General features: G+C 67.9%; 12 protein-coding genes and 2 pseudogenes. 2 read left to right on the forward strand and 12 right to left on the reverse strand.

Annotated features, from left to right (window positions below; all coding sequences use genetic code 11):
* Window positions 1–150: 150 nt before the first annotated feature.
* Window positions 151–4,182 (reverse strand): annotated as a pseudogene (locus QTQ03_RS18450) (hypothetical protein); the annotation flags it as partial.
* 157 nt (window positions 4,183–4,339) lie between these two features.
* On the opposite strand from QTQ03_RS18450, the gene QTQ03_RS18455 reads away from it, so the two are divergent.
* The gene (locus tag QTQ03_RS18455; protein WP_289276459.1) at window positions 4,340–6,076 is read left to right on the forward strand and encodes an IS1634 family transposase; all 1,737 of its coding nucleotides are present in this window, start codon (window positions 4,340–4,342) and stop codon (window positions 6,074–6,076) included.
* A gap of 75 nt (window positions 6,077–6,151) precedes the next feature.
* Here the strand turns inward: QTQ03_RS18455 and QTQ03_RS18460 are convergent, their stop codons facing one another.
* From QTQ03_RS18460 to QTQ03_RS30710, 3 genes and pseudogenes are all read right to left on the reverse strand, one after another.
* A complete protein-coding gene (locus tag QTQ03_RS18460) occupies window positions 6,152–7,282 on the reverse strand; it encodes a hypothetical protein (RefSeq protein WP_353890599.1) in 1,131 nt (376 codons plus the stop codon).
* A gap of 41 nt (window positions 7,283–7,323) precedes the next feature.
* Entirely contained in the window at window positions 7,324–8,757 is a 1,434-nt protein-coding gene (locus QTQ03_RS18465) for an ISKra4 family transposase (protein WP_289280660.1), read from the reverse strand.
* A 213-nt stretch (window positions 8,758–8,970) separates the two neighbouring features.
* Window positions 8,971–9,888 (reverse strand): annotated as a pseudogene (locus QTQ03_RS30710) (hypothetical protein); the annotation flags it as partial.
* A gap of 29 nt (window positions 9,889–9,917) precedes the next feature.
* Between QTQ03_RS30710 and QTQ03_RS18470 the strand changes: the two are divergent.
* Window positions 9,918–11,123 (forward strand): IS256 family transposase, encoded by a 1,206-nt coding sequence (locus tag QTQ03_RS18470; protein ID WP_289280611.1) that lies wholly within the window; start codon window positions 9,918–9,920, stop codon window positions 11,121–11,123.
* Between the two features lie 25 nt (window positions 11,124–11,148).
* Here the strand turns inward: QTQ03_RS18470 and QTQ03_RS18475 are convergent, their stop codons facing one another.
* The 8 genes from QTQ03_RS18475 to QTQ03_RS18510 all read right to left on the reverse strand — a co-directional run bounded on the left by QTQ03_RS18475 (window position 11,149) and on the right by QTQ03_RS18510 (window position 19,272).
* Window positions 11,149–12,279, reverse strand: coding sequence for a hypothetical protein (locus tag QTQ03_RS18475; RefSeq protein WP_289279133.1), 1,131 nt, complete (start codon window positions 12,277–12,279; stop codon window positions 11,149–11,151).
* Window positions 12,280–12,352: 73 nt separating this feature from the next.
* Window positions 12,353–12,865: a BAR domain-containing protein gene (locus QTQ03_RS18480; protein WP_289279134.1), complete on the reverse strand. Its 513-nt coding sequence runs from the start codon at window positions 12,863–12,865 to the stop codon at window positions 12,353–12,355.
* A 6-nt stretch (window positions 12,866–12,871) separates the two neighbouring features.
* Window positions 12,872–13,162 carry a WXG100 family type VII secretion target gene (locus QTQ03_RS18485; protein WP_289279135.1) on the reverse strand — a complete coding sequence of 97 codons (291 nt, stop codon included), beginning with the start codon at window positions 13,160–13,162 and terminating at the stop codon, window positions 12,872–12,874.
* A gap of 33 nt (window positions 13,163–13,195) precedes the next feature.
* Window positions 13,196–13,516: a WXG100 family type VII secretion target gene (locus QTQ03_RS18490; RefSeq protein ID WP_289279136.1), complete on the reverse strand. Its 321-nt coding sequence runs from the start codon at window positions 13,514–13,516 to the stop codon at window positions 13,196–13,198.
* A 319-nt stretch (window positions 13,517–13,835) separates the two neighbouring features.
* The gene (locus tag QTQ03_RS18495) at window positions 13,836–16,046 is read right to left on the reverse strand and encodes a hypothetical protein (protein WP_289279137.1); all 2,211 of its coding nucleotides are present in this window, start codon (window positions 16,044–16,046) and stop codon (window positions 13,836–13,838) included.
* A gap of 305 nt (window positions 16,047–16,351) precedes the next feature.
* A complete protein-coding gene (locus tag QTQ03_RS18500; RefSeq protein ID WP_289279138.1) occupies window positions 16,352–17,482 on the reverse strand; it encodes a cytochrome P450 family protein in 1,131 nt (376 codons plus the stop codon).
* Entirely contained in the window at window positions 17,472–17,744 is a 273-nt protein-coding gene (locus QTQ03_RS18505) for a hypothetical protein (protein ID WP_289279139.1), read from the reverse strand. Before QTQ03_RS18505 ends, QTQ03_RS18500 begins: the two co-directional genes overlap by 11 nt.
* Window positions 17,745–17,872: 128 nt before the next feature.
* A protein-coding gene (locus QTQ03_RS18510; RefSeq protein ID WP_502889682.1) for an IS3 family transposase occupies window positions 17,873–19,272 on the reverse strand; the annotation gives its coding sequence in 2 pieces (ribosomal slippage) (window positions 17,873–18,939 and window positions 18,939–19,272; 1,401 coding nt in all).
* Window positions 19,273–19,422 lie beyond the last annotated feature (150 nt).

The raw sequence follows: 19,422 nt of genomic DNA on the forward strand, positions 1-19,422 counted from the left end.
AGGATCGGAGCTGGTTCACGGCCCCGGTGGCGGTGGTAGCGCAACCGGACGGGTGTGTGGATGTTCCAGGTCAGCGCCGGCATCGAACCACGTCGGCGGTGGAGCCTCGCGATTCGGTCGTGACGGTGATCGTGGCGACGCCTCGCCCCAGGGGGAGCTTGGTGAGGTGAATGATGAGGGTGGCATGCCTGCGAGCATCGGCACTGGTTCTTCGGAGGTGTGGGGTGAGTAGGTGCCGGCAGTCGGGCCCTGACCCCAGAATGCCGGCTCCGGCTCTGCGGGGTCGGGTGGTGTGGGCGGTAGGCCCGCGGGTGCTGGCACTGATGGCTGGTATCTCACCAGCAGTAGGCACACGATGAGCGGCATCCCGATCAGCCGTACGTACCTGATCAGATTCGTCAGGGTGAGGACCTGGCCGCCCACGTAGCCGGAGCTGGTGTCGGACGAATACGCTCCAGCGGTCGCTCCCTCGTCCTGAGGTGCTGGCTCCGACTCCGATGACGCTGACGGCAGCGGTAGGCTCAGCCGCTCGGCGTCGGCGACGGAAACGGAGAAGTAGAGCCCGCTCCCAACGGTGATCTCTCGATGGATCGGAACGCCGGAGCGTTCGACGAACACGTTGCTCCGGTCGAGCTGCGCCTGCGCGTGATACACGGCGTCAGCCCGATAGCGGTAGTAGAGGCCGTCGTGTTTCGTGGTGGTGGGCTGCTCGGTTCCACGAGTGTGTCCGGGGCCGGAACCATTCGCGGCGTTCCTACTCCAGTTGAGCCCAGCGTACGGACGGGCATCCTCGGTTATCGGCATCTGCCCGACCGCCCCCAGACCGAGGCCGCCAGTCGTGCTTTCTTGGCCAGTTTCCCCGTGTTCGGCGCCGACTGTCACCTCCCGCTCCCGCGTCACGGTGTGACTGCCCAGGTACTCCGGAGCGACCACTTGTAGCCCCAGCCGCAGCCGGAAGACCTTTGTGGTGATCGGCCCGTCGTGGACCACCGTGGTGTCGTATGTGGCGTCCAGGAGCCGTCGCAGGTGTCCTACTCGCATCGCTTCGCTGAGGAACTGGTCGAGCTTCTCCCCGCCGTGGGTGGCGTCGCCGGCCACGCGAGCACCGGCATTCCGGGAGGCCGCACCGAGCGCATTGGTGGCTCTGTCCAGCAACTCGCGGAGATGGTCGGGCGTGGGGCCGCGAGGCATCGCCTCGACCACCACCTCCGACATGCTGAGGTCGATCTTGCCGGTTCGGGGTGGTGGCGGCACAAAGCTGACAGGACCAACGGTCGTATCGGTGCGACCAGGACCCGGACCACCCACGCCCTCCATACTTTCGGTGCTTTCGGTCGGAATCAGCAGGTCGACGCTGCCCGTCACCCCATCGTCCGCCCGTACGCGCCGCCGATCAGGATCCCGGTCGGTGCTGGTGCGTAGTCCGGCCTTGTCCAACAGGTTTGCGTACTGCCGATGCCGGAACACCTCGATGGTGTACTGGACGGGGACGGTGAACCGCTCGACCTGGGAGTCGAGCTTCGCGGTGTCCTTGACCTTCCACGAATGCGTGTCGGTGGCAGCGGTACGCCGATGTCCGCCCAGGCTGGCGGCGATGCCGGGTCGGCCACCCGTGGTGTTGGTGCGGGCAGCCGTCAGGTCGTGGCCGCCCTCGCGGAGGTTGTAGACGATTCCGATGGATGCACCCCACCCTCGGGTAATCGTCGTGGTTTTGGCGTCCTTGTCATCTCCCTGGGCAATGTGGCGGAGTGCGACCTTCTCCTCGGTTCCGACATGCCGGGCGTCGGTCGTGTTCAGGCGCCCACTGACCCGAATCTGGAAGGTCTCCTGTCCCTTCCAGATGGGACGGGTGACCATGGTGCTCACGCCACCGGACAGCACGTCCGGCATAACCGCCGAGGCGGTCGCCGGGGACAACAGTGCGCGCATGGCTGGTCCGATTCCCGGCGCAGCGGGATCCGCGACATGTCGCGACACGTGTGGGGCCACCTCGTCCAGGACGTGGGTAAGCCGTGCGGCGAGCTGATCCAGGCCGGCCACCGCGTCCACCACGGCCGGGCCCAGCGACGAATTGTCCGCGAGGTACGGGGGTAGGCGGCGCGAGTCTCCTCCCCGCTGGAGAGGATCCTGCCCGTCGCCTACGGGGAGGCCGCTGGCGGTGGCGTTACGGTGGGCGGCGAGAAACTCGGTGCCGTCGGGCACGAGTAGACGAACCGTGGCGCTGGCGTGCTCCGCCGGGCGGCCGATCCTGCTGGTCCACGAGTGCGCAGTCACCTCGTACACCATGTCGCCCCGGTAGTGGTGGTGGGCGCTGGAGTCGGCGACACCAGTCGTCCGCTTGGCGGCCATGGTGGCCGCGCTGGTGTCCTCACGTCCCCTGGTGTAGCTTGCCTGGGCGCTTCCCAGAAATACGCCGAGGGTGCCGCGCACGCCCCAGCCGAAACCGGTCCCGGTCGCTGACGCCACGGAGGCTTTCCCGGAGTTCTGCTGCTCGGAGGTCACCGACTCCTCGATGCCGAGCAGGCGAGGCCGATAGACCTCGGCGGTGACGGTCACGGTCGAGCGCTGGTGGAAGAACGAATGCGCGGTTGACGGACCGGGCAGCACCAGCCCGTCGTTGACGAGCCGATCGAACTGAGCGGACAGGGCGACGGGGGTGAGCCGCGGAGCATCGGTGATGCCGACGCCGGTGAGTGCGTTGACGATCGCCGTGTTGATGTCGTCGACGCCGCGCAGTCGGATCACCCCAGCGGTCCCTGGGCTCAGGGACACCGGCTGCGCGTTTCCGAGCCGGGCCGCAAGGTCGGCCTCGGTCGGGTCGAGGGACGGGGCGCCGGCGTCCGTCTCCCGAGCGGCGACCGAGGCTGGAACGGTGAGACGAACAGTGCCCGTGGTGGTGCCCTTGTGGGTGACGGGTGCCGAACGACGGTTTAGGCCCAACGCGTCCAGCACCGGCGGGCGGGGGGCACGGCGCTCGGTGAGCCTGACGTGGAACTCCGCCTCGTGTTCGCGGACGAGAGCGGCGCCACTGTACTTGATGGTGTGTTTGCTGACACCACCCGACGCGGCCGTCGACGTGTGGGCTCGGTTCCAGCCACCGCCGAGGCCGAGACCGAGACCGACGTTCGCGCCGGTGATCCTGCTGAGCAGCGGAAATCGGACGTAGGGGTCGACGTTCACCGCGATGGTTCCGCCCTGTTTGTCCTTGGCCTCAATCGTGCCGGTCGTCTCCGTCGTGGTTTCCAGCTTGACCGCGGGTAGTTCGGTCTGCCTGACTCGGCGACCCAGTGTCGCGGAGGCCGTCACGTCGTAGTGCCGCCCACCCACCGTAACCGGCATGGTGACTCCTGCCCCGAGCAGGGTGTGGAAGTCGCCCATCAAGCGCATGGTCGCGAGCCGATCAGCGACCCGCGCCCGCGCGGTCGCCACCTCGGCCGGCGGCAGGGCGGAGTACCGGAAGTGGTCGAGCAGCTCGACGGCCAGCTCAGCGACGGTGGCGCCTGACCAGGACACATGCTCTGCAGCCAGCAGCCCGGTGGGAATGTCGCCGGTCACGTCGTCGACCGACGACGGCGCGGGCGGTGCCAGTTCCGATCGCCCATCAGCGGTCGACGTCCGGCTTCCCTCCGAGGACAGGCTCTCCTCGAAACGGGTTGCCTCACCCGCCGGTACGCGAACGTAGACGGCAGCGTCGTTGCTGCGAAGTGAGTGCGTTCGATCCGACAGCGTGGTGTCAACAGCGATGTCGTACCGGCCGGAGAGCCGGTACAGGACGGTGTCACCGGTATGCGTCAGCTTGGACCGGTGGGTTGCCTCGATCGTGCCGGCTGTGGTCAGTCCCCTACTCGCACCAGCGGTGACGGCGATTCTGGGCAGGGCCAAGACACTGCCTGTAGCGACCTCGGCCACCGTCGGCAGCGGCGTGACCGCCAGCCCTGCCTCCATGCTGGAGGTGCTCACCTGACCGCCGGAAAGCTTGTCGGTGGTTTCCGACTCGTGCACGACGTCGGCAGCACCACTGTCGACCCGCTGCACCTGATCGAAGTGCGCGGTGAGCGTCAGCGCGACGTGGTGGTTCCGACCGTCCACCAGAAAGGTCACAGGGTCACCTATCACCGGGCCGTTCAGTAGCTGCTGACCCCTGCCGTTGGCCACCAGATCGGTGATAAGGCCATCGACCGCTCCCCGAGTTCGACAGTTGGTGGGCATGCGGGGCGGATCGGCGGCGGATCCGTGCAGGTGAGAGGGCTGGCACCCATCGGAGACTGTCCAGAGGCGTGGGCAAACGGATTTGCCGTGGGTCTTGTTCTGGCCAGGCTTGTTGTCTGATGATGCGGGCATGTACTTGCGGAAGATCCAACGGCGGAACAAGGACGGGTCGGTGGTGCGATACCTCCAACTCGCCCACAACCGACGGGTCGGCGGCACCACGCAGGCCGAGGTGCTGGTCAACTTCGGCCGCGAGGACCGTCTGGACGTCGACGGGTTGCGCCGCCTGGTCGCCTCCATCAACCGCTACCTCGGCGAGGAGGACGAGGTCGCCGCGTCGCTGGGCGCCGAGGAGGCCGGGCCGCTGACGGTGGAGTTCTCCCGGCCGCTCGGGGCGAGCTGGCTGCTCGACGGGCTGTGGAAACTGTTGGGCATCGACACCGCCCTGGCCTCCCGCATCGACGGGCGCAAGTTCCGCACCGACGTCGAGCGCACGATCTTCGCGCTGGTCGCCAACCGGGCCATCGCCCCCGCCTCCAAGCTCGCCGCCGCCGAGTGGGCCACCCGCGACCAGGTCATCCCCGGCCTGGACGCACTGGCCGAGCAGCACGCCTACCGCGCCATGGACCTGCTCGTCGCCGCCGATGTCCACGCCGCCGTGCAGGAAGCGGTGTTCTTCTCCGCCGCACACCTGCTCAACCTCGAAGTCGACCTGGTCTTCTTCGACACCACCTCCACCTACTTCGAACGCGACACTGCGGACGACCCGGACGGCGAGAGCTCCAGCCTGCGCCAGTACGGGCACTCCAAGGACCACCGCAAGGACCTGCCCCAGATCGTCATCGGACTGGCCGTCACCCGCGAGGGCATCCCCGTGCGCTGCTGGACCTGGCCCGGCGGCACCAACGACCAGACCGTGATCACCGAGGTCAAGGACGGCCTGCGCGACTGGCGGCTCGGCCGGGTGGTCACCGTCTGCGACACCGGATTCTCCTCCGAGGCCAACCAGTCCTACCTGCGCCGGGCCGGCGGCCACTACATCACCGGCATCAAGATGCGCGAAGGCTCCCACCGCGCCGACCAGGCCCTGGCCCGCCAGGGCCGCTACCAGGAAGTACGCGACAACCTGCGCGTCAAAGAGGTCCGCCTCGACGGCGACGAGGGCAGACGCTTCATCATCTGCCACAACCCCACCGAGGCCGAACGCGATGCCGCCCGACGCGAAGACCAACTCACCGCGATCCGCGAGGAGTTGACGCGCATCAAGACCGCCCGGGAAGCCGACGCGACCAAGGCGAAGGCCAAGGCCGCCAAGACCGGCAAGCGCCCCACGGCCCCCTCGGACGCCCCGCACCGCAAGGCCGAGTGCGCGCTGCGCGACCACCCTGCCCTCGGCCGCTGGCTCAAGCAGCACCCCACCACCGGACGGCTGTCCATCGACACCGCCAAGGTCGCCGCCGAGGCCCGCCTGGACGGCAAGTACCTCCTCGCCACCAGCGACCCCGACCTGTCCGCCGAGGACATCGCGCTCGGCTACAAGAACCTCCTCGAAGCCGAACGCGCCTTCCGCACCCTGAAATCCACCCTCGACCTGCGGCCGGTCTACCACCGCCTCGACGAGCGGATACGTGCTCACGTGCTGCTGTGCTGGCTCGCCTTGCTACTGATCCGCGTCGCTGAGCGCCGCACCCAGCAGTCCTGGCCCAAGATCGCCGCCGAACTCGGCCGGATCCACCAGGTCACCCTCTCCGGCCCGGCCGGCAGCCTCCAGCAGACCACCCGGCTCACCGACACCCAGACCAAACTCTTCACCGACTGCGGTGTCCCGCTCCCGCCAAAGATGAGCAGCCTCAAGACCGCCGAATAGCCGCTGAGCTGGGAAAACAGGATCCGGAGCCGTGGGCAAACGGCCCCGAAGCCTCCCCACGCCCATCGCCCCAGGTCAACCCGCAGATCCGCCACCGCCGCATGCCCGCCAACCGTCGAAGCCGGGCGCTCCTACCAACGGCAAACCCAGGCCACTCGCTGTCGACAGTGCGCGCGCGTTCTCCCGCATCGTCGCCAGCCCGGTGATGGCCTCGGCGACCGCGAAGGTAGCGGCCTCGACGCGGGACGCGGTCACCCGCACCGGTTCGGCCGTGACCGCTGCGGATTCCGGGTAGGCGAGGCAAAGGACGTCGGCGACGGAAGCCGAGTGCGCTGTGTCGGGCGTCCCGTCAGGATCGCTGCCAGCCGAAAGGACGTGTGCGGCCAGCTCAGCGGTGACGCTGAACCACCTGGCATTGGTGTCGTCGACACTGCGGGTGCTTTTGGTCGAATGTTCGGTGCCGTGCTGTAGCACCGTTTCCTCGACCGACCGCACGATCGCCTCGACGCGCACCGGCGCAGCAGCCAGCGAGCTGACGACCGTGCCCAACGAGGAAGCCAGCGACATGTTCGACTGTGTGACCTCGGCCGTCGTGGTGTCGCTGACCCCAGCGGAGGCCTCGGGCGCGCTACTCGTGACCGGAGCACCCTCGTCGAGGGTAACTGGCCGGGCGTCGGTGGGGTTCAGCCTGAGCCGAAGCCTCACCGGTTGATCGTGGATCGTGGCGTCGACGGTCTCGCCGACCACCAGCCGCCGCACCGCTCTGTCAGCACCGAATCGCCGTACGAGTTCAGCCACCCGCTGGTTGACCCCTGGCCGCAGGTCGGGAGGAAGGACCTCGGCGAGGGTGGTGGCCAGGTGGGCCGCGATGTCGCTATCCGCCAGGCTTCTGCCGGCGACGGCACCGATTCGGGCAGATCCGAGCACCCCGTCGCGCTTGTCCGCCCCTTCGCCGAGGGTGCCTGTAGTGTCACCGGGCTTGATATCGAGGGTCCGCTTGACGGTCGCGTACCCCTGGTCGACGTACTCGGTCTCGGAGTCCGAGGCGGTGACGTATCCCCGGATGAGGGCATCGCGCGCCGGGATGACCGCCTCGAGACCGTTGTCGTCCTTCGCGTCTGGGGGTGGCGCGTGGCGGGACAGCGCGGACACGCTCATCTTCCGGCCGGCCGCGTCGCGGATGACAGCGGCCAGGTAGTTGTCCACCCCGCGGTCCGATTCGGGTGCGGCTCCTCTGAGGTGATCGTCTATTGTGGGATGGCACCGCCGAGGTAGCGGCTGTTGTGGATGCGTTGTTGTTCCTGGGCCAGGTGCCAGGTCCAGTACTGGTCGAAGTCGCCGTTGCTGATCAGGGTGCGGAGTTTGAGGATTGCTTCGGCGCCGTCGAGGCCCCAGCGAGCGCCGGTGACGTCCATACGATCTTTGACCAGGTGGCGGCAGGCGCCTTCGATCACCCCGGTGGCGATCGGCCACCCGTTGGCCAGCGCGGTCGGGTAGTCCAGGTACGGTTTTTTGGCCAGCAGGTAGGCGGCGGCGACATCGGCGGGTTTGCGTTTGCCGGGGTCCAGGCCGTGGTAGGTGGCCTTGCGTCGGATGGCTGCGGCGACTATGCCGGCCCGTCCGGCCAACACCTGCCGGGCCTGGGCGCGGACCCACCGTTCGGCGTTCGGGTCGCCCTCCGGGTGGAAACACCAGGTGGCCTTCCAGAGGTACTCGATGACGTGGATGAAGTCCACAACAACCGGCAAGGTGATCTTGCGGGTTTTGGCCTCGGCGTGGATCCGGTCGATCTGGTGGGTGTTGCCGTCGACCAGGGCGATCCAGGTCCGAGCGTGGTCGGGGTCGCGGCGGTCGGCCTCGGCGAACCCGGCGGCGATCACCGCCGCGGCGTCGTCGGTCACGCTGGCGTGCAGCCACTTGCCGGAGGTGACCGGCGCCGGGGTAGCAGTTTGGGCCGCTTCGGGGTCCTCGGGCAGGATGTCGGCGATGGTGCGCGGCTTGCCGGTCACGTCGAAGACCGCGGCGACCTCGCACATCCGCTTGCGGTTGCGTTTCTCGCCCTTGGACCGGCGGCCGGCCAGTTTCTGGCTGACCGCGGCCTTGGCGGTGCCCGCGCGGAGCCCGTCGGGGCGCATCACCACCCCTTTGGCGTCGAAGGACAACGCCAGCACATCATCATCGGCCGACCAGTCCGGGGCGTGGGCGGTGTAGAAGGCATCCACATCTATCGCCGCTGCGGCGGCCAACGCCTCGACCTGCCGTTTCCCGATACGCACCGTGGTGGCCCGCTCAATCGCGGCCGCCGCGTCGGTGAACGAGCCGCGGGCCGCCTCGGCCGCGGCCAACCGGCGCAGTCCATGCGAGTGCTTCTCCACGGGCAGGTTCAACACCGCGTCCGCCGGGTTCAGATCGGCCCGCGCCCGCGCCCGGTAGGCGATACGCGTCACCACCACCTCACCGAACCGGGTGGCCAGCGTCCGCTGCCGCCCCCGCTCGGCCCACCCCCGCAGATGGCTATCGGCGTCGGTCACCTCGTCGAGCCGTTCCTCCCGACTGGCACGAAGATCCAGACTGTCCTGCAACAACTGACACAGCAACCGCATGCCATCGGTATGCAGCCGCTCCTCCAGTTCGGCGTGAGTCATCCCCGCCGCATGCTCACCGGACAGGAAGTCCACCATCGCGCCGAACCGCACGGATGAGCCGGCGAAAGCATCGTCCGCCGTCTCGGATGCGTACTCTTGCACCGGGCTCCCTCTTTGCTGATGTTCGTGTCTCGCAACCGACGAACATAGCGGGAGGATCCCTTTCACCATCACAACCAGTAACACATCCCCAGGCCACACAGCGTGTCGCCGCACCTCACCAGAGCCGCACCCGTCCGATTCCGGGTCGGGATTGGCGATGGTGTGTGGAAGGTATTTGACCAGTGTGCGGATCGACTCGCCGTAGTAGTTGCCGTAGTTGTTGTTGAAGTTGACCGGAAAGCCACTTTTCGCGTAGTGGTTCAGGGCGGCCCAGCAACCGAGACAGGGACGGTACTTACCCATGATCAGGTGAGTGCCGGTAATGTCCTGAGCGCTCAGCCCGGCGCTGTGCACAGCCAGCAACAGTTTCTGTTCGGCGTGCATCGAGCGGTCACCGCTGGCCCCATGCCGCAGCATGATGGTTGTGTTTGCGTGGGCAGGATTGGTAAGCAGTTCTTTCAGCCTCTGTCGGACATCGGCGCTGCCCGGCGCGGCGTCCACGGTCTGGATCTCACCGCTGGCGCGCATCGCCTCGGCCGTGTCACTGTCACGGACGCCGGCGAAAGCTGCCTCGAGTTTCGTCTGGCTGCGCCGCATGCGTCCGGCGTACTCGTCGGCGACTTGCGACCCCAGATTCTCCCGTCGACGCGCGTCACTCTGCCCGATGCCAAGCAGTCGTTGCAGGGGGGCGCCAGGCCCGTCCGGCAGTTGCAGGTTGTCAAGCAGGTCGACGGTGGCGTCGAAGTTGGTGGCGAAGACCAGCCGCTTGTTGATCAACATGCCCTGCACTTCGAGGTCCTTGGGCAGGCTGTCCCGATTGGGACTGTCATCACGTAGCTGACGGAATGTGTCGTGCAGCTTGAAGCTGAGATGGCTGAGCGTCTGCGCTGCCCGCTCGCCACGCTTGTCCCGGGCGAACCGCAGCCGAAACTCGTCCACCGCTCGCCCGTACTGGCCACCACCATAGGACGGGACTGTACAAATAACGGCTGATCGACCGATCAAGGGAGAGACGCCAGATGACGACCGAGACCACCGTGGGACAGCCGGCCGTGGAGCCGGTGGGTGCGGTCACGGATGAGCAGTTGATCGCGATGCTGGTCGATCGGGCTCGTGGTGACGGGTTGAAGCTGACCGGCGAGGGTGGGCTGCTGCAGCAGCTGACGAAGCGGGTCCTCGAGTCGGCGTTGGATGGGGAGATCACCGACCACGTCGGCTACGACAAGCACGACCCGGCGGGTCGGGGTAGCGGGAACACCCGTAACGGCAGCCGGACCAAGACGGTGCTCACCGACGTCGGGCCGGTCGAGGTGCGGGTCCCACGCGACGCCGCCGGGACGTTCGAGCCGCAGATCGTGCGTAAGCGGCAGCGGCGTCTGACCGGCGTCGACGACATGGTCCTGTCGCTGTCGGCCAAGGGCCTGACCCACGGCGAGATCGCCGCGCACCTGGCTGAGGTCTACGGCGCTGAGGTGTCGAAGCAGACCATCTCCACGATCACCGACAAGGTCATGGACGGCATGGCCGAGTGGCAGAACCGGCCCCTGGACCGGGTCTACCCGGTCGTGTTCATCGACGCCATCAACGTCAAGATCAGGGACGGTCAGGTCGCGAACCGGCCGATCTACCTCGCGATGGCGGTCACCGTCGACGGCCACCGCGACATCCTCGGTATCTGGGCCGGTGACGGCGGCGAGGGCGCCAAGTACTGGCTGCACGTGCTCACCGAGTTGAAGAACCGCGGCGTGGCCGACGTGCTGATGCTGGTCTGTGACGGGCTCAAGGGACTGCCGGAGACGGTGGAGACGGTGTGGCCGCGCACGATCGTGCAGACGTGTGTGGTGCACCTGCTGCGCAACTCGTTCCGCTACGCCGCCCGGCAGGACTGGGACAAGATCGCCAAAGCGCTGCGGCCGGTCTACACCGCGGCGACCGAGGACGCCGCCACCGAGCGGTTCCTCGAGTTCGCCGAGGCGTGGGGCCGTAAGTATCCGGCGATCGTGAAGCTGTGGGAGAACGCGTGGGCGGAGTTCGTGCCGTTCCTCGCCTTCGACGTGGAGATCCGCAAGGTCATCTGCTCCACGAACGCGATCGAGTCCGTCAACGCCCGTATCCGCAGGGCCGTGCGAGCTCGTGGCCACTTCCCGAACGAGCAGGCCGCACTCAAGTGCGTCTACATGGCCTTGATGAGCCTCGACCCGACCGGAGCCGGCCGCCGACGCTGGACCATGCGCTGGAAAGCACCACTGAACGCCTTCCAGATCGCCTTCGAAGGCCGGCTCACCCCGGCCAACAACTGACCACCTCAACAACCAAGATCAGCCGTTAACTTGACACTCCCACGGGCACCGGGGCACCATGGTTCATGGGAGTGATGTGCGAGGAGCCACCTCCGCCGGGTAAAGGCCCGATGCCGGTCGGTGATCCCGGCGGAACGGTGCTTCCGGGAAACGCGTTGGGACCGGTGAGGGTATCAGCGCCGGCCAGGGTCGTTGACGGGGCGAAACTCGTTTCAGGGTGTCCGCCGATGTCAGGGCTGTGCGTGAAGGAAGACAGCGGAGCCTCGATCGACGCAAGATCGGGACCGTTCGGGTCATCAGCGGGCGGAACCGAAAACCCGCGAAGACCGGCACTGAGATCGGTCCCGGAGGTATCGATCGCTGGAGAGTCGGCCAGCCCTCGCAGCTCCGTGGCAGGAAACGGATCCGGGCCGGAGACACTCGGATTCCAGTCCATTGGCGAGGTGGATAGATCTGGCGGTTCGGGTGCCGGCGTTGTCGGGTGGTTGGGGATCTCCGGCGGTGACGGCGGTTCCGGAGACCTGGGGGCTGGCAACTCCTCCGGAGGAGGTGGGCGCATGTCGTTGACGGTCATCGAATACTGCTCGTTGAGGCGCTCGAACTCCGCACGCATATCACGGTCCATCATCGCCACGATGTCGGGGCGTTTGGACACCGGAATGAGTCCGTTGTCCATGGGCTCGACACCCAACCGTCTCGCCTCAGCCGCATAGTGGTGGTCGATGGCGTCGAGCACCGCGCGGGAATAAGCGAGTCGGTTTCCCGCGTCCACCAGGCTTTCGACGATCGACCCCTGCTCCGGCCGATCCTCGGTCGCCCCTGCCGTGATCTGGTCGACATGCGCGTCGAGCACACCCACGGTCCAGGCCATGGAGCTGGAGAAAGCATCCGCTGAGTGGCCCTGCCATGGACGGCCCTCGCCCGCGATGGCTCGGGAGTGGACCTGGGTGACCTCGCGGCACAGGGCCAGTGTTGCCTGGACGCGGGCGAAACTCTGCGCCATCCGGAAAAAGCTCTCCGGATCGCTCACCCCGCGCGCCTCCTCGCGGGCGCCGTCGTCACCGCGGGCGATTTCGGATCCGCCGTTGACAGCCGCCTTGATCTGTTTCCAGTTCCACGAACTCTCGTCGCCGGAGAGTTCGCTCGCCTTCACCATGTCCCGCTCCCGATTGTCGAGTCGCTACTCCGGCATCGGCCGGCGTTGTCGCCTCGTGTCAACGCCCCGCTATTCAGCCCTGCGGCATGTTCGACTTGAAGTTGGTGACCACGCTGTTGGCCCTGGTCGCGGCTTCGCCGCTGTCGGCTTCGACACGGTCGTAGGTGTCGGCCAGCGTGAGCATTCCCTCCCGCAGCGAGACGTACGCCTCCCGAAACTTCTTCAGCTTCACGATGTACTGGCTTCTCATGGCGTTCGCCCTCTCACTGATCTCGTCGGCCTTGCGGAACCTGCCGGCGGCCAGCTCACCGGACCGTTCGAGGTCCTGCCAGGCGTCGTTGAGTGGTGCGATGAGTTGGTCCATCGCGTCGGCGAAGTGCCGAAGCGCGCGCGTGTCCACCGCTACTGGGCTCTCGGCGGACTCACCCTTGTAGGTAGGGGGAAGCTCGCCCACGTCCTCGGCGCGCACCACCGGCACGACTCGGCGGGAGTCGTACGAGAAGTCGTCCCGGTCCCAGTCCTGCGGCGGCGGCTCTGGTGTGTTCCCTCTGCGCCAGTAGGGGCTGGTCGCGACGGCGTGGTACACGGACTTCTACCGTGCCCACATGCCCGCACCGGCCCGCTCGGCGCCGGCGTATTGGGCCATGATGGCGTCGAGTGCGCTCGTCGCCTGACCCAGGAGCACCGGCATCTGCGCAGCGGCCTGATCCCATTCCTGCTTGCACTGGGCGTAGGCAAGCTTGGCGTCGCTGTCCCAGTTCTGGAGGCTCTTGCGGCTGTGTTCGTCAAGAGTGCGCAGGGACTCCTGAATCCTGCGCTGCGCGTCCTGCATGTGCGCAACCGTGGCTCGGGCGGCGGCGAAGTCGATCGTGTACTGGGCCATGGTCTCCTCCTGAGGAGCATCGAGGTTGGTCGATCAAATTCCAGGCAGGCCCGACAGGGGGCTGCCGGCCGTTTCCACGGTCTGTGCGTTGGTCCGGACATAGAGGCCAGAGTTGTCGTCCAGGGACTGCCTCATGGTCTCGAGCCTGCTGATCACCTTTTGGTACACGTCGAGCCACTGACGCATGGTGCGCGTGACGAACACCGTGGACGCCTCACCTGTCCACCGCGCGGCCAGGACCTGCACTTCCGTGCCGATGCTGCCGTGAGCGGTGCGATGGGTGCCGATATGGTCGGTGTAGATGGCGCTGGCCGCGGCCATTGCCTGGGTGTCCACGTTGGCGTTGTTGGCCACGTCGATGCCTCCTCGGTTGGTGAGATGACACTGCGCTCACTGGCGAGTGGGAGCGCGCCCACCGTCGCCACGGCGGATTAAACCACATCCGCTGAACGGCCGCGAGGCACCAGTCATGGCACAGTGTTCACGGCTGCCCGCGTCGGACCCACCACTCCATCCTTCGGCTTGCCGGTAGCCGCCATCCGGCACCGGTGATGTCGAGCGTTCGCAGTGACGCACAGGACGTCGGCGACGACCAGGACGGGGCGGCCCACCGCGCGGGAGCTGGCCTTACCCGACGGTCAGGTCGTCGTCCCGCCTCGCTGGTCGGGTCACATCACACGAGTGTCGACTGCTCCGATCGGTACGGTCGTCCCGCCGCGTCGCAGCCCGGCAGGTCGCCACGTGCCGTCCAGCCGAAGTGGGTCACCACCCGTGGGGACACCGCGTCCCGGGCCGCTGTCATCGCGTCGAGCCGCTGCCGTATGCGCCGGTTCGTCGGTGTTCCGACACTGTTCATTTCGGCGGGTAGGTCACGGAGGAGCACCTGGGCGGGAACACCGTCCGTGGCCGGTCTGGTGCCGAGGACCACGAAGCGGGACCAAGCCGGGAACACCACTCGATCGTCGGGTAACCCGTCGGCGATGCCGCCGATCCGCCGGCCGGCAGTGGACCAGATGATCAGGTCGGTCGTGTCTGGTCTCGGGCGAGCCCTGGTGATGGACGCCTCCAGGAACGTGGGCTCCAGGAACGACCGGCCCGCCGGATACACCTGCGCGGCGAGATCCGTAGACGCTGATCGATACACCACCCCTTGATGGCAGGGCAACCGCCGGATGCCGGAAGCCAGGCACACGAGGAAGGCCGGGTCGCCGACCTCCGACGTCGAGCGGAGTGCTGCCACAACGGATGACCGGTCGCCCAGGAGGAACGCCCGTACTGCGACCAGATCCGTCATCAACGCTTCCGGCTCGTCGTCGGCGGCGAGCACTCGGAGACCCGGATGGTGGGCCAGTAGCCGTGCCACAGCGCGCGCATGCACGTCGTAGCGCGATCCTAGCGCGTCGCGCAGGCGACGACGATCCTGTGCGGTGCTCCGCTGGTATGGCCGGATCCGTGCCGGCGGCAACGCCGCCTCCAAGCCCTCCTCGGTAGCGGTGACCGTCGGCCTGCCCTCGGACAAAGCGGGCGGCGTCGTGGCGGCTGGGAACCCCGGGGCCGGCCGCGCCGGAGGTGTCTGGAGCTCCGCTGTGGTCACAAGGGTCGACGCCGCTCCGGCGGCCTGCGCCGAAGCGACCGACGACAGACGCCCCTCCGCGTCGAGCAGTAACGGGTTCTGACCGGTCAGGGTCACGGCCGCTCCGCATGCCGCCTCCTGTGCCAGCCCGTCGGTGTCCCTCGGCACCACGATCCGCAGGCTTCGGCGGTGCTCCTCGGGTAGAAGCGCGAGCAGCCGACGGACCTCTGCGAACAGCTGCGTGGGTGGTGGCACCGCCGGCGGGTCGACCACGACCAGGAAATGGTCGGGGTCTGGCGGCAGGCCGCACGGTACGTGTGCGGCAGGTGGGACGTCCGCCGCCCGCACCCACAGTCCCGCCCGCACTGCCTCAACCGAAATGCTCTCCGTCAAGCTGGCCACGCCCGGTGCCATCTCGGGCAGATCCGCCAGGCCATTCCACTCCGCCACGCAAGGGTAGCCATTCGGCGGGTGAACCCACGTCCGGACGAGTTGGTGTGACCCCGACCTGCCATCCGGGCCCACCCCAATGACCACGATCTCGCCGCCGGAGCCGTAAGCCGGCAGCCCGTCGGTGGCGTAGACGTAGACGCCGAGTGCGCCGGCCAGCAGACGGGCGGCCTCCAACTGCGCTGGGCCGTACGCCGCCACGAGCAACCGCTCCCGCACCGGCACAGGCAGGTCAGCCACGGCGGAAAGCAGCGCGTCCCGGCCCACCGCGGGTTGGTCCGGCGCGCCGACCACCACTGTGAGCAGCGCGTCGTGGCGCGGTACCGCCAGGATGCGATCGTCGGGCACCGCGGTTGCCCGCCGTTCCGGACCGGGCAGCCACAGGCCAGCCGGAACGTTCACCCCACCGGTGACGGTGCCCGGCAGATGCTCTGACCACCAGGGCGTCGGATGCTGAGGCCCGATCGGATATGCCGACGTCCCCGGCGCGATGACCCACCAGGACGCTCCGGTGCCGAGCACGAACAGGGCGCCGTCCTGGTACGGCAGCAGTTGTCCATCGGGAGCGACCACCTCGACGTCAAGCGTGTCGGCCAGCCGGCAGGCCGACGTAATCGGCGGCGGTGTCACGGTGGGAGACGGCACCAGTAGCACCGAGGGACCCACCTCCGATGCGTGCGCGGCAAGCGGCGTAGCCAACTGTTCCCAGTCGAGTAGGTCGTCGCCAACCGCCAACACGGTGGTGCGTCCCGTCTCGGCGGGCAGTCGAGAGGCGAGCGGCGTGTCGCGAGCCACCTCGTCTACGGCACCCACCACGAGGACCCGACCAACCCACCGCGCCGACAGAGCGGACCCGGTCATGGGCGCTCATAGTACGGGTGCCATCCGTCGCACGCGACAGCCGACGGTCTCAGCGGCTTCCCGGATCCTCCGGTGACCTGCCCTGCCCTCAGCGACCCGCTGTGCTCAGCGTAGGCGTAAACCAGTGCAGGCGTGGACGGTGGCTGGTAGTGCTGGGCAGAGCTTCGACAACTGGAACGTCGGTGCGCTGCCGCCGGCGCGTTGGATCCGGCCGACGGCAGGTGACAATCGTGCGGACCGAAGCATTCGAGGGCCTGTCATCAGGTACGCGTTCGGTAGGTTCGGATGGCGGTGGTTCGCGGTGGTCACCAGCGAACGAGGAGTTCGGCCGGCCCGTGGGTGCGGAACGTGGGGCGCCAGTGGACCTGTGTCCCGGGTACGGCGAGCGTCAAGCCGGGTAGCCGGTGGGCCAGCGCGGTGAGTGCTTCCTCGGCCTCGATGCGGGCCAGGGCCGCGCCCATGCAGTAGTGGGGGCCGTTGCCGAACGCCAGTCGCGCGGCGTTGCCGTCGGTACCCCGGGTGGCTGCGGCAAGGCCGAGCAGGACAGTGTCGCCGGCTGGGATCGTGACGCCCCCGATCATCAGGTCCGCGACCGGAAAGCGACGGATGGCGACTGGTGCGGGCGGCGCGTGGCGCAGGGCTTCCTCGATCGCCTCGGGGACTGGCACCGCGTCGAGTCCATCATGATCAAGCAGCCACAGCACGGTCGAGGCGATCAGGTTAGCGGTGTTCTCGTAGCCGGCGAACACAATCAAGAAGGCCAGTGAGGTCAGTTCGTCCCGGCTGAGCCGGTCAGCGTCTTCCTCGATGGTGACCAGTGTGCTCAACAGGTCGTCTCCAGGATGTCGGCGTTTCTCGTCGATGAGGTTGACGACGTAGCCGTGCAGTTCCGTCACCGCCCGCCGGACCGCGTTTCGGTCCGGCGGGTAGCTCGTCAGCATGGTGTCGGTCCAGGCCCGGAGATCGGTACGACCAGCTTCCGGTACCCCCAGCAGCTCGGCGATGATCTGGACCGACAGCGGCGTGCAGTAGCCGGTGACCAGATCGGCAGTGCCGCCAGCGGCAACGAGCATGTCCAGAAGCTGATCGGCGATTCGCCGGATACCGGGACGTAGTGCGGCGACCCGCTGTGGGCTGAATGCCGGGCTGACCAGGCGGCGTAGCCGGGTGTGATCGGGTGAGTCCATGTTGAGCAGGTTCGCATCGAGGGCCGGAGGGAGCGCGAAACCAGACCAGGCGCCTCGACTGTGACAGCGGTTCAGGGCCAGACGCGGGTCGGCCAATGCCCGGGACACCGTGTCCGGATCGGTGACCAGCCATGCCAGGGAGGAATCCGGAAGCAGCACCCGATGCACGTCACCGGTCTTCCGGAGCTGGTCGTACTCCTGTCCCAGCAGTACGCCAGAACGGGGAATCGGGGTCGGATCAGTGCTCATCGGCTTTCTCCGTCGTCATGGCGGCAACTGGCGGCCAGCGGGTAGCGGTGTGGACGGCGCGGATCAGGTGGATGATCTCACGGTCCTCGTCGGGGACCGGACAGGGCCGAGCGAGTCGCCCTGACTGCGCGGGTCGTATCCCCGCCGCCAACGTCGAGTGGACTCTCGCGGCCCGCGACCAGAGATTGGTGAGGTGGTCACCGTCGAGGCCATCGGCTTCCGCCTGTCGGCGGGCCTGGTCGCTGGCCGCTCTCGCCGACATGTCAGCACGCCGGAGCCAGGCACTACATCGAGACTGTCGACAACCCCGTCCGGGGCAGCACACGTGGCTCTACGGCGCACACGACGTGGGCGGTCCGGAACGTGTCAAGGGATTGAGGCCAACGGGAGTTAAGCGGCTTGTCGTTGTGGCTCGGGCTTGTTGATCCAGACCTGTCCGGGCAGGTCGAGGATTTTGGGCAGGGGCCGGGTGGTGCCGAACCGTTCCGGGTGCGCCGTGCGGGCTGCGGCGAGGGTGTCCTCGCGGTTGGCGCGGACGGTGTGGTGACGGTCGTGGTGGACGTCGGCGGGGGTGTGTAGGCCGATCCCGGAGTGCCGGTGGGCGTGGTTGTACCAGGTCACGAAGTCGTTCATGAACGCTCGCGCCTGGGCGAGGGACGCGAATCGGTCCGGGAAGACCGGCGCGTACTTCAACGTCTTGAACCAGGCCTCGCTGTACGGGTTGTCGTTGGACACCTTCGGCCGGGAGTGCGAGCGGGTCACGTCGAGGTCTTCGAGCAGGTCAGCCACCGATTTCGACGTCATCGACGTGCCGCGGTCGGCGTGCACGACGTGCGGGACGCCATGGACACCGAACACCTCGCGCATCATCGACTCCGCGAGGGGGCCGGACTCGCGGGCGTGCACACGGGCACCGACGATGTACCGGGAGTAGATGTCGATCATCACGTAGGCGTCGTAGTAGACGCCCTTCGCAGGTCCGGCCAACTTCGTGATGTCCCAGCTGTAGACCTGCCGCGGGGCGTCAGCGACCAGCTCGGGACGCCGGCGGGCCGGGTGCCGGGCCAGCCTGCGCCGCTCGCGCGCCTGTGCGTGCTCGCGCAGAACCCGATACATAGTGGCGATCGAACCGACGTACACGCCCTGGTCCAGCAGCGCCGCGTAGATCTGGGCCGGGGCCGCGTCGACGAACTCCGCACTGTTCACCAGGCGCAGGACCTGCTCACGTTCGGCCGGGGTGAGCGCGTTCGCCGGTGTCCGCCGCACCGGCGCCGCCCGTGTCGGCCGCCGCCGGTCCCGGTCCGCGCTGGACCGGGCGATCCCGGTCAACCGCTTCGCGTCCCGCGTCGTGATCCTCGCACTGGTCAGCTCGTGATAGGCGGCCATCAGCGCCTGCCGAGCCCGAACACGTCCGGACCGTCCGGCTCGCTCCTGGAGATGTCCTCCAAGAGCTCTCGCGCTTTTCCCATGATCGTCAACGCCGTCTCGGTCCGCGCCAGCTTCGCCTGCGCCAGCTCCAGCTCACGCCGCAACCGGGCGATCTCGGCCTGCTCCGCCGACGGCCTCCCGACCGTCTCACCCGCCGGCTTGCCCTGCAACAGCCCGGCATCACGGGCCCGGCGCCACTCCGACATCAACGACGAGTACAAACCCTCACGCCGCAGGAACGCACCACCCTCACCAGCCGCGACGGCCTGCTCATACCCGGCCAGCAACTCCAACTTCTGCCCCGGCGTGAACGACCGACGTGCCCGCGGCCCGCCTGAACGCGGACCCTTCTTGCCACTCATGACCCCATCCTGGGCCGTCACGACGTCAACAGCAGCATCCAACGCTTCTCGATCCTGAACTCGCCCTGTCCGGCGGACTTGCTATGAACCGCTGGCCTCAACTCACCCTGGCAGACAGGGGTCGGCCACAGCGCGGTGGTGTCGCAGCGG

The organism is Micromonospora sp. WMMA1363 (assembly GCF_030345795.1).
GTDB lineage: Bacteria > Actinomycetota > Actinomycetes > Mycobacteriales > Micromonosporaceae > Micromonospora.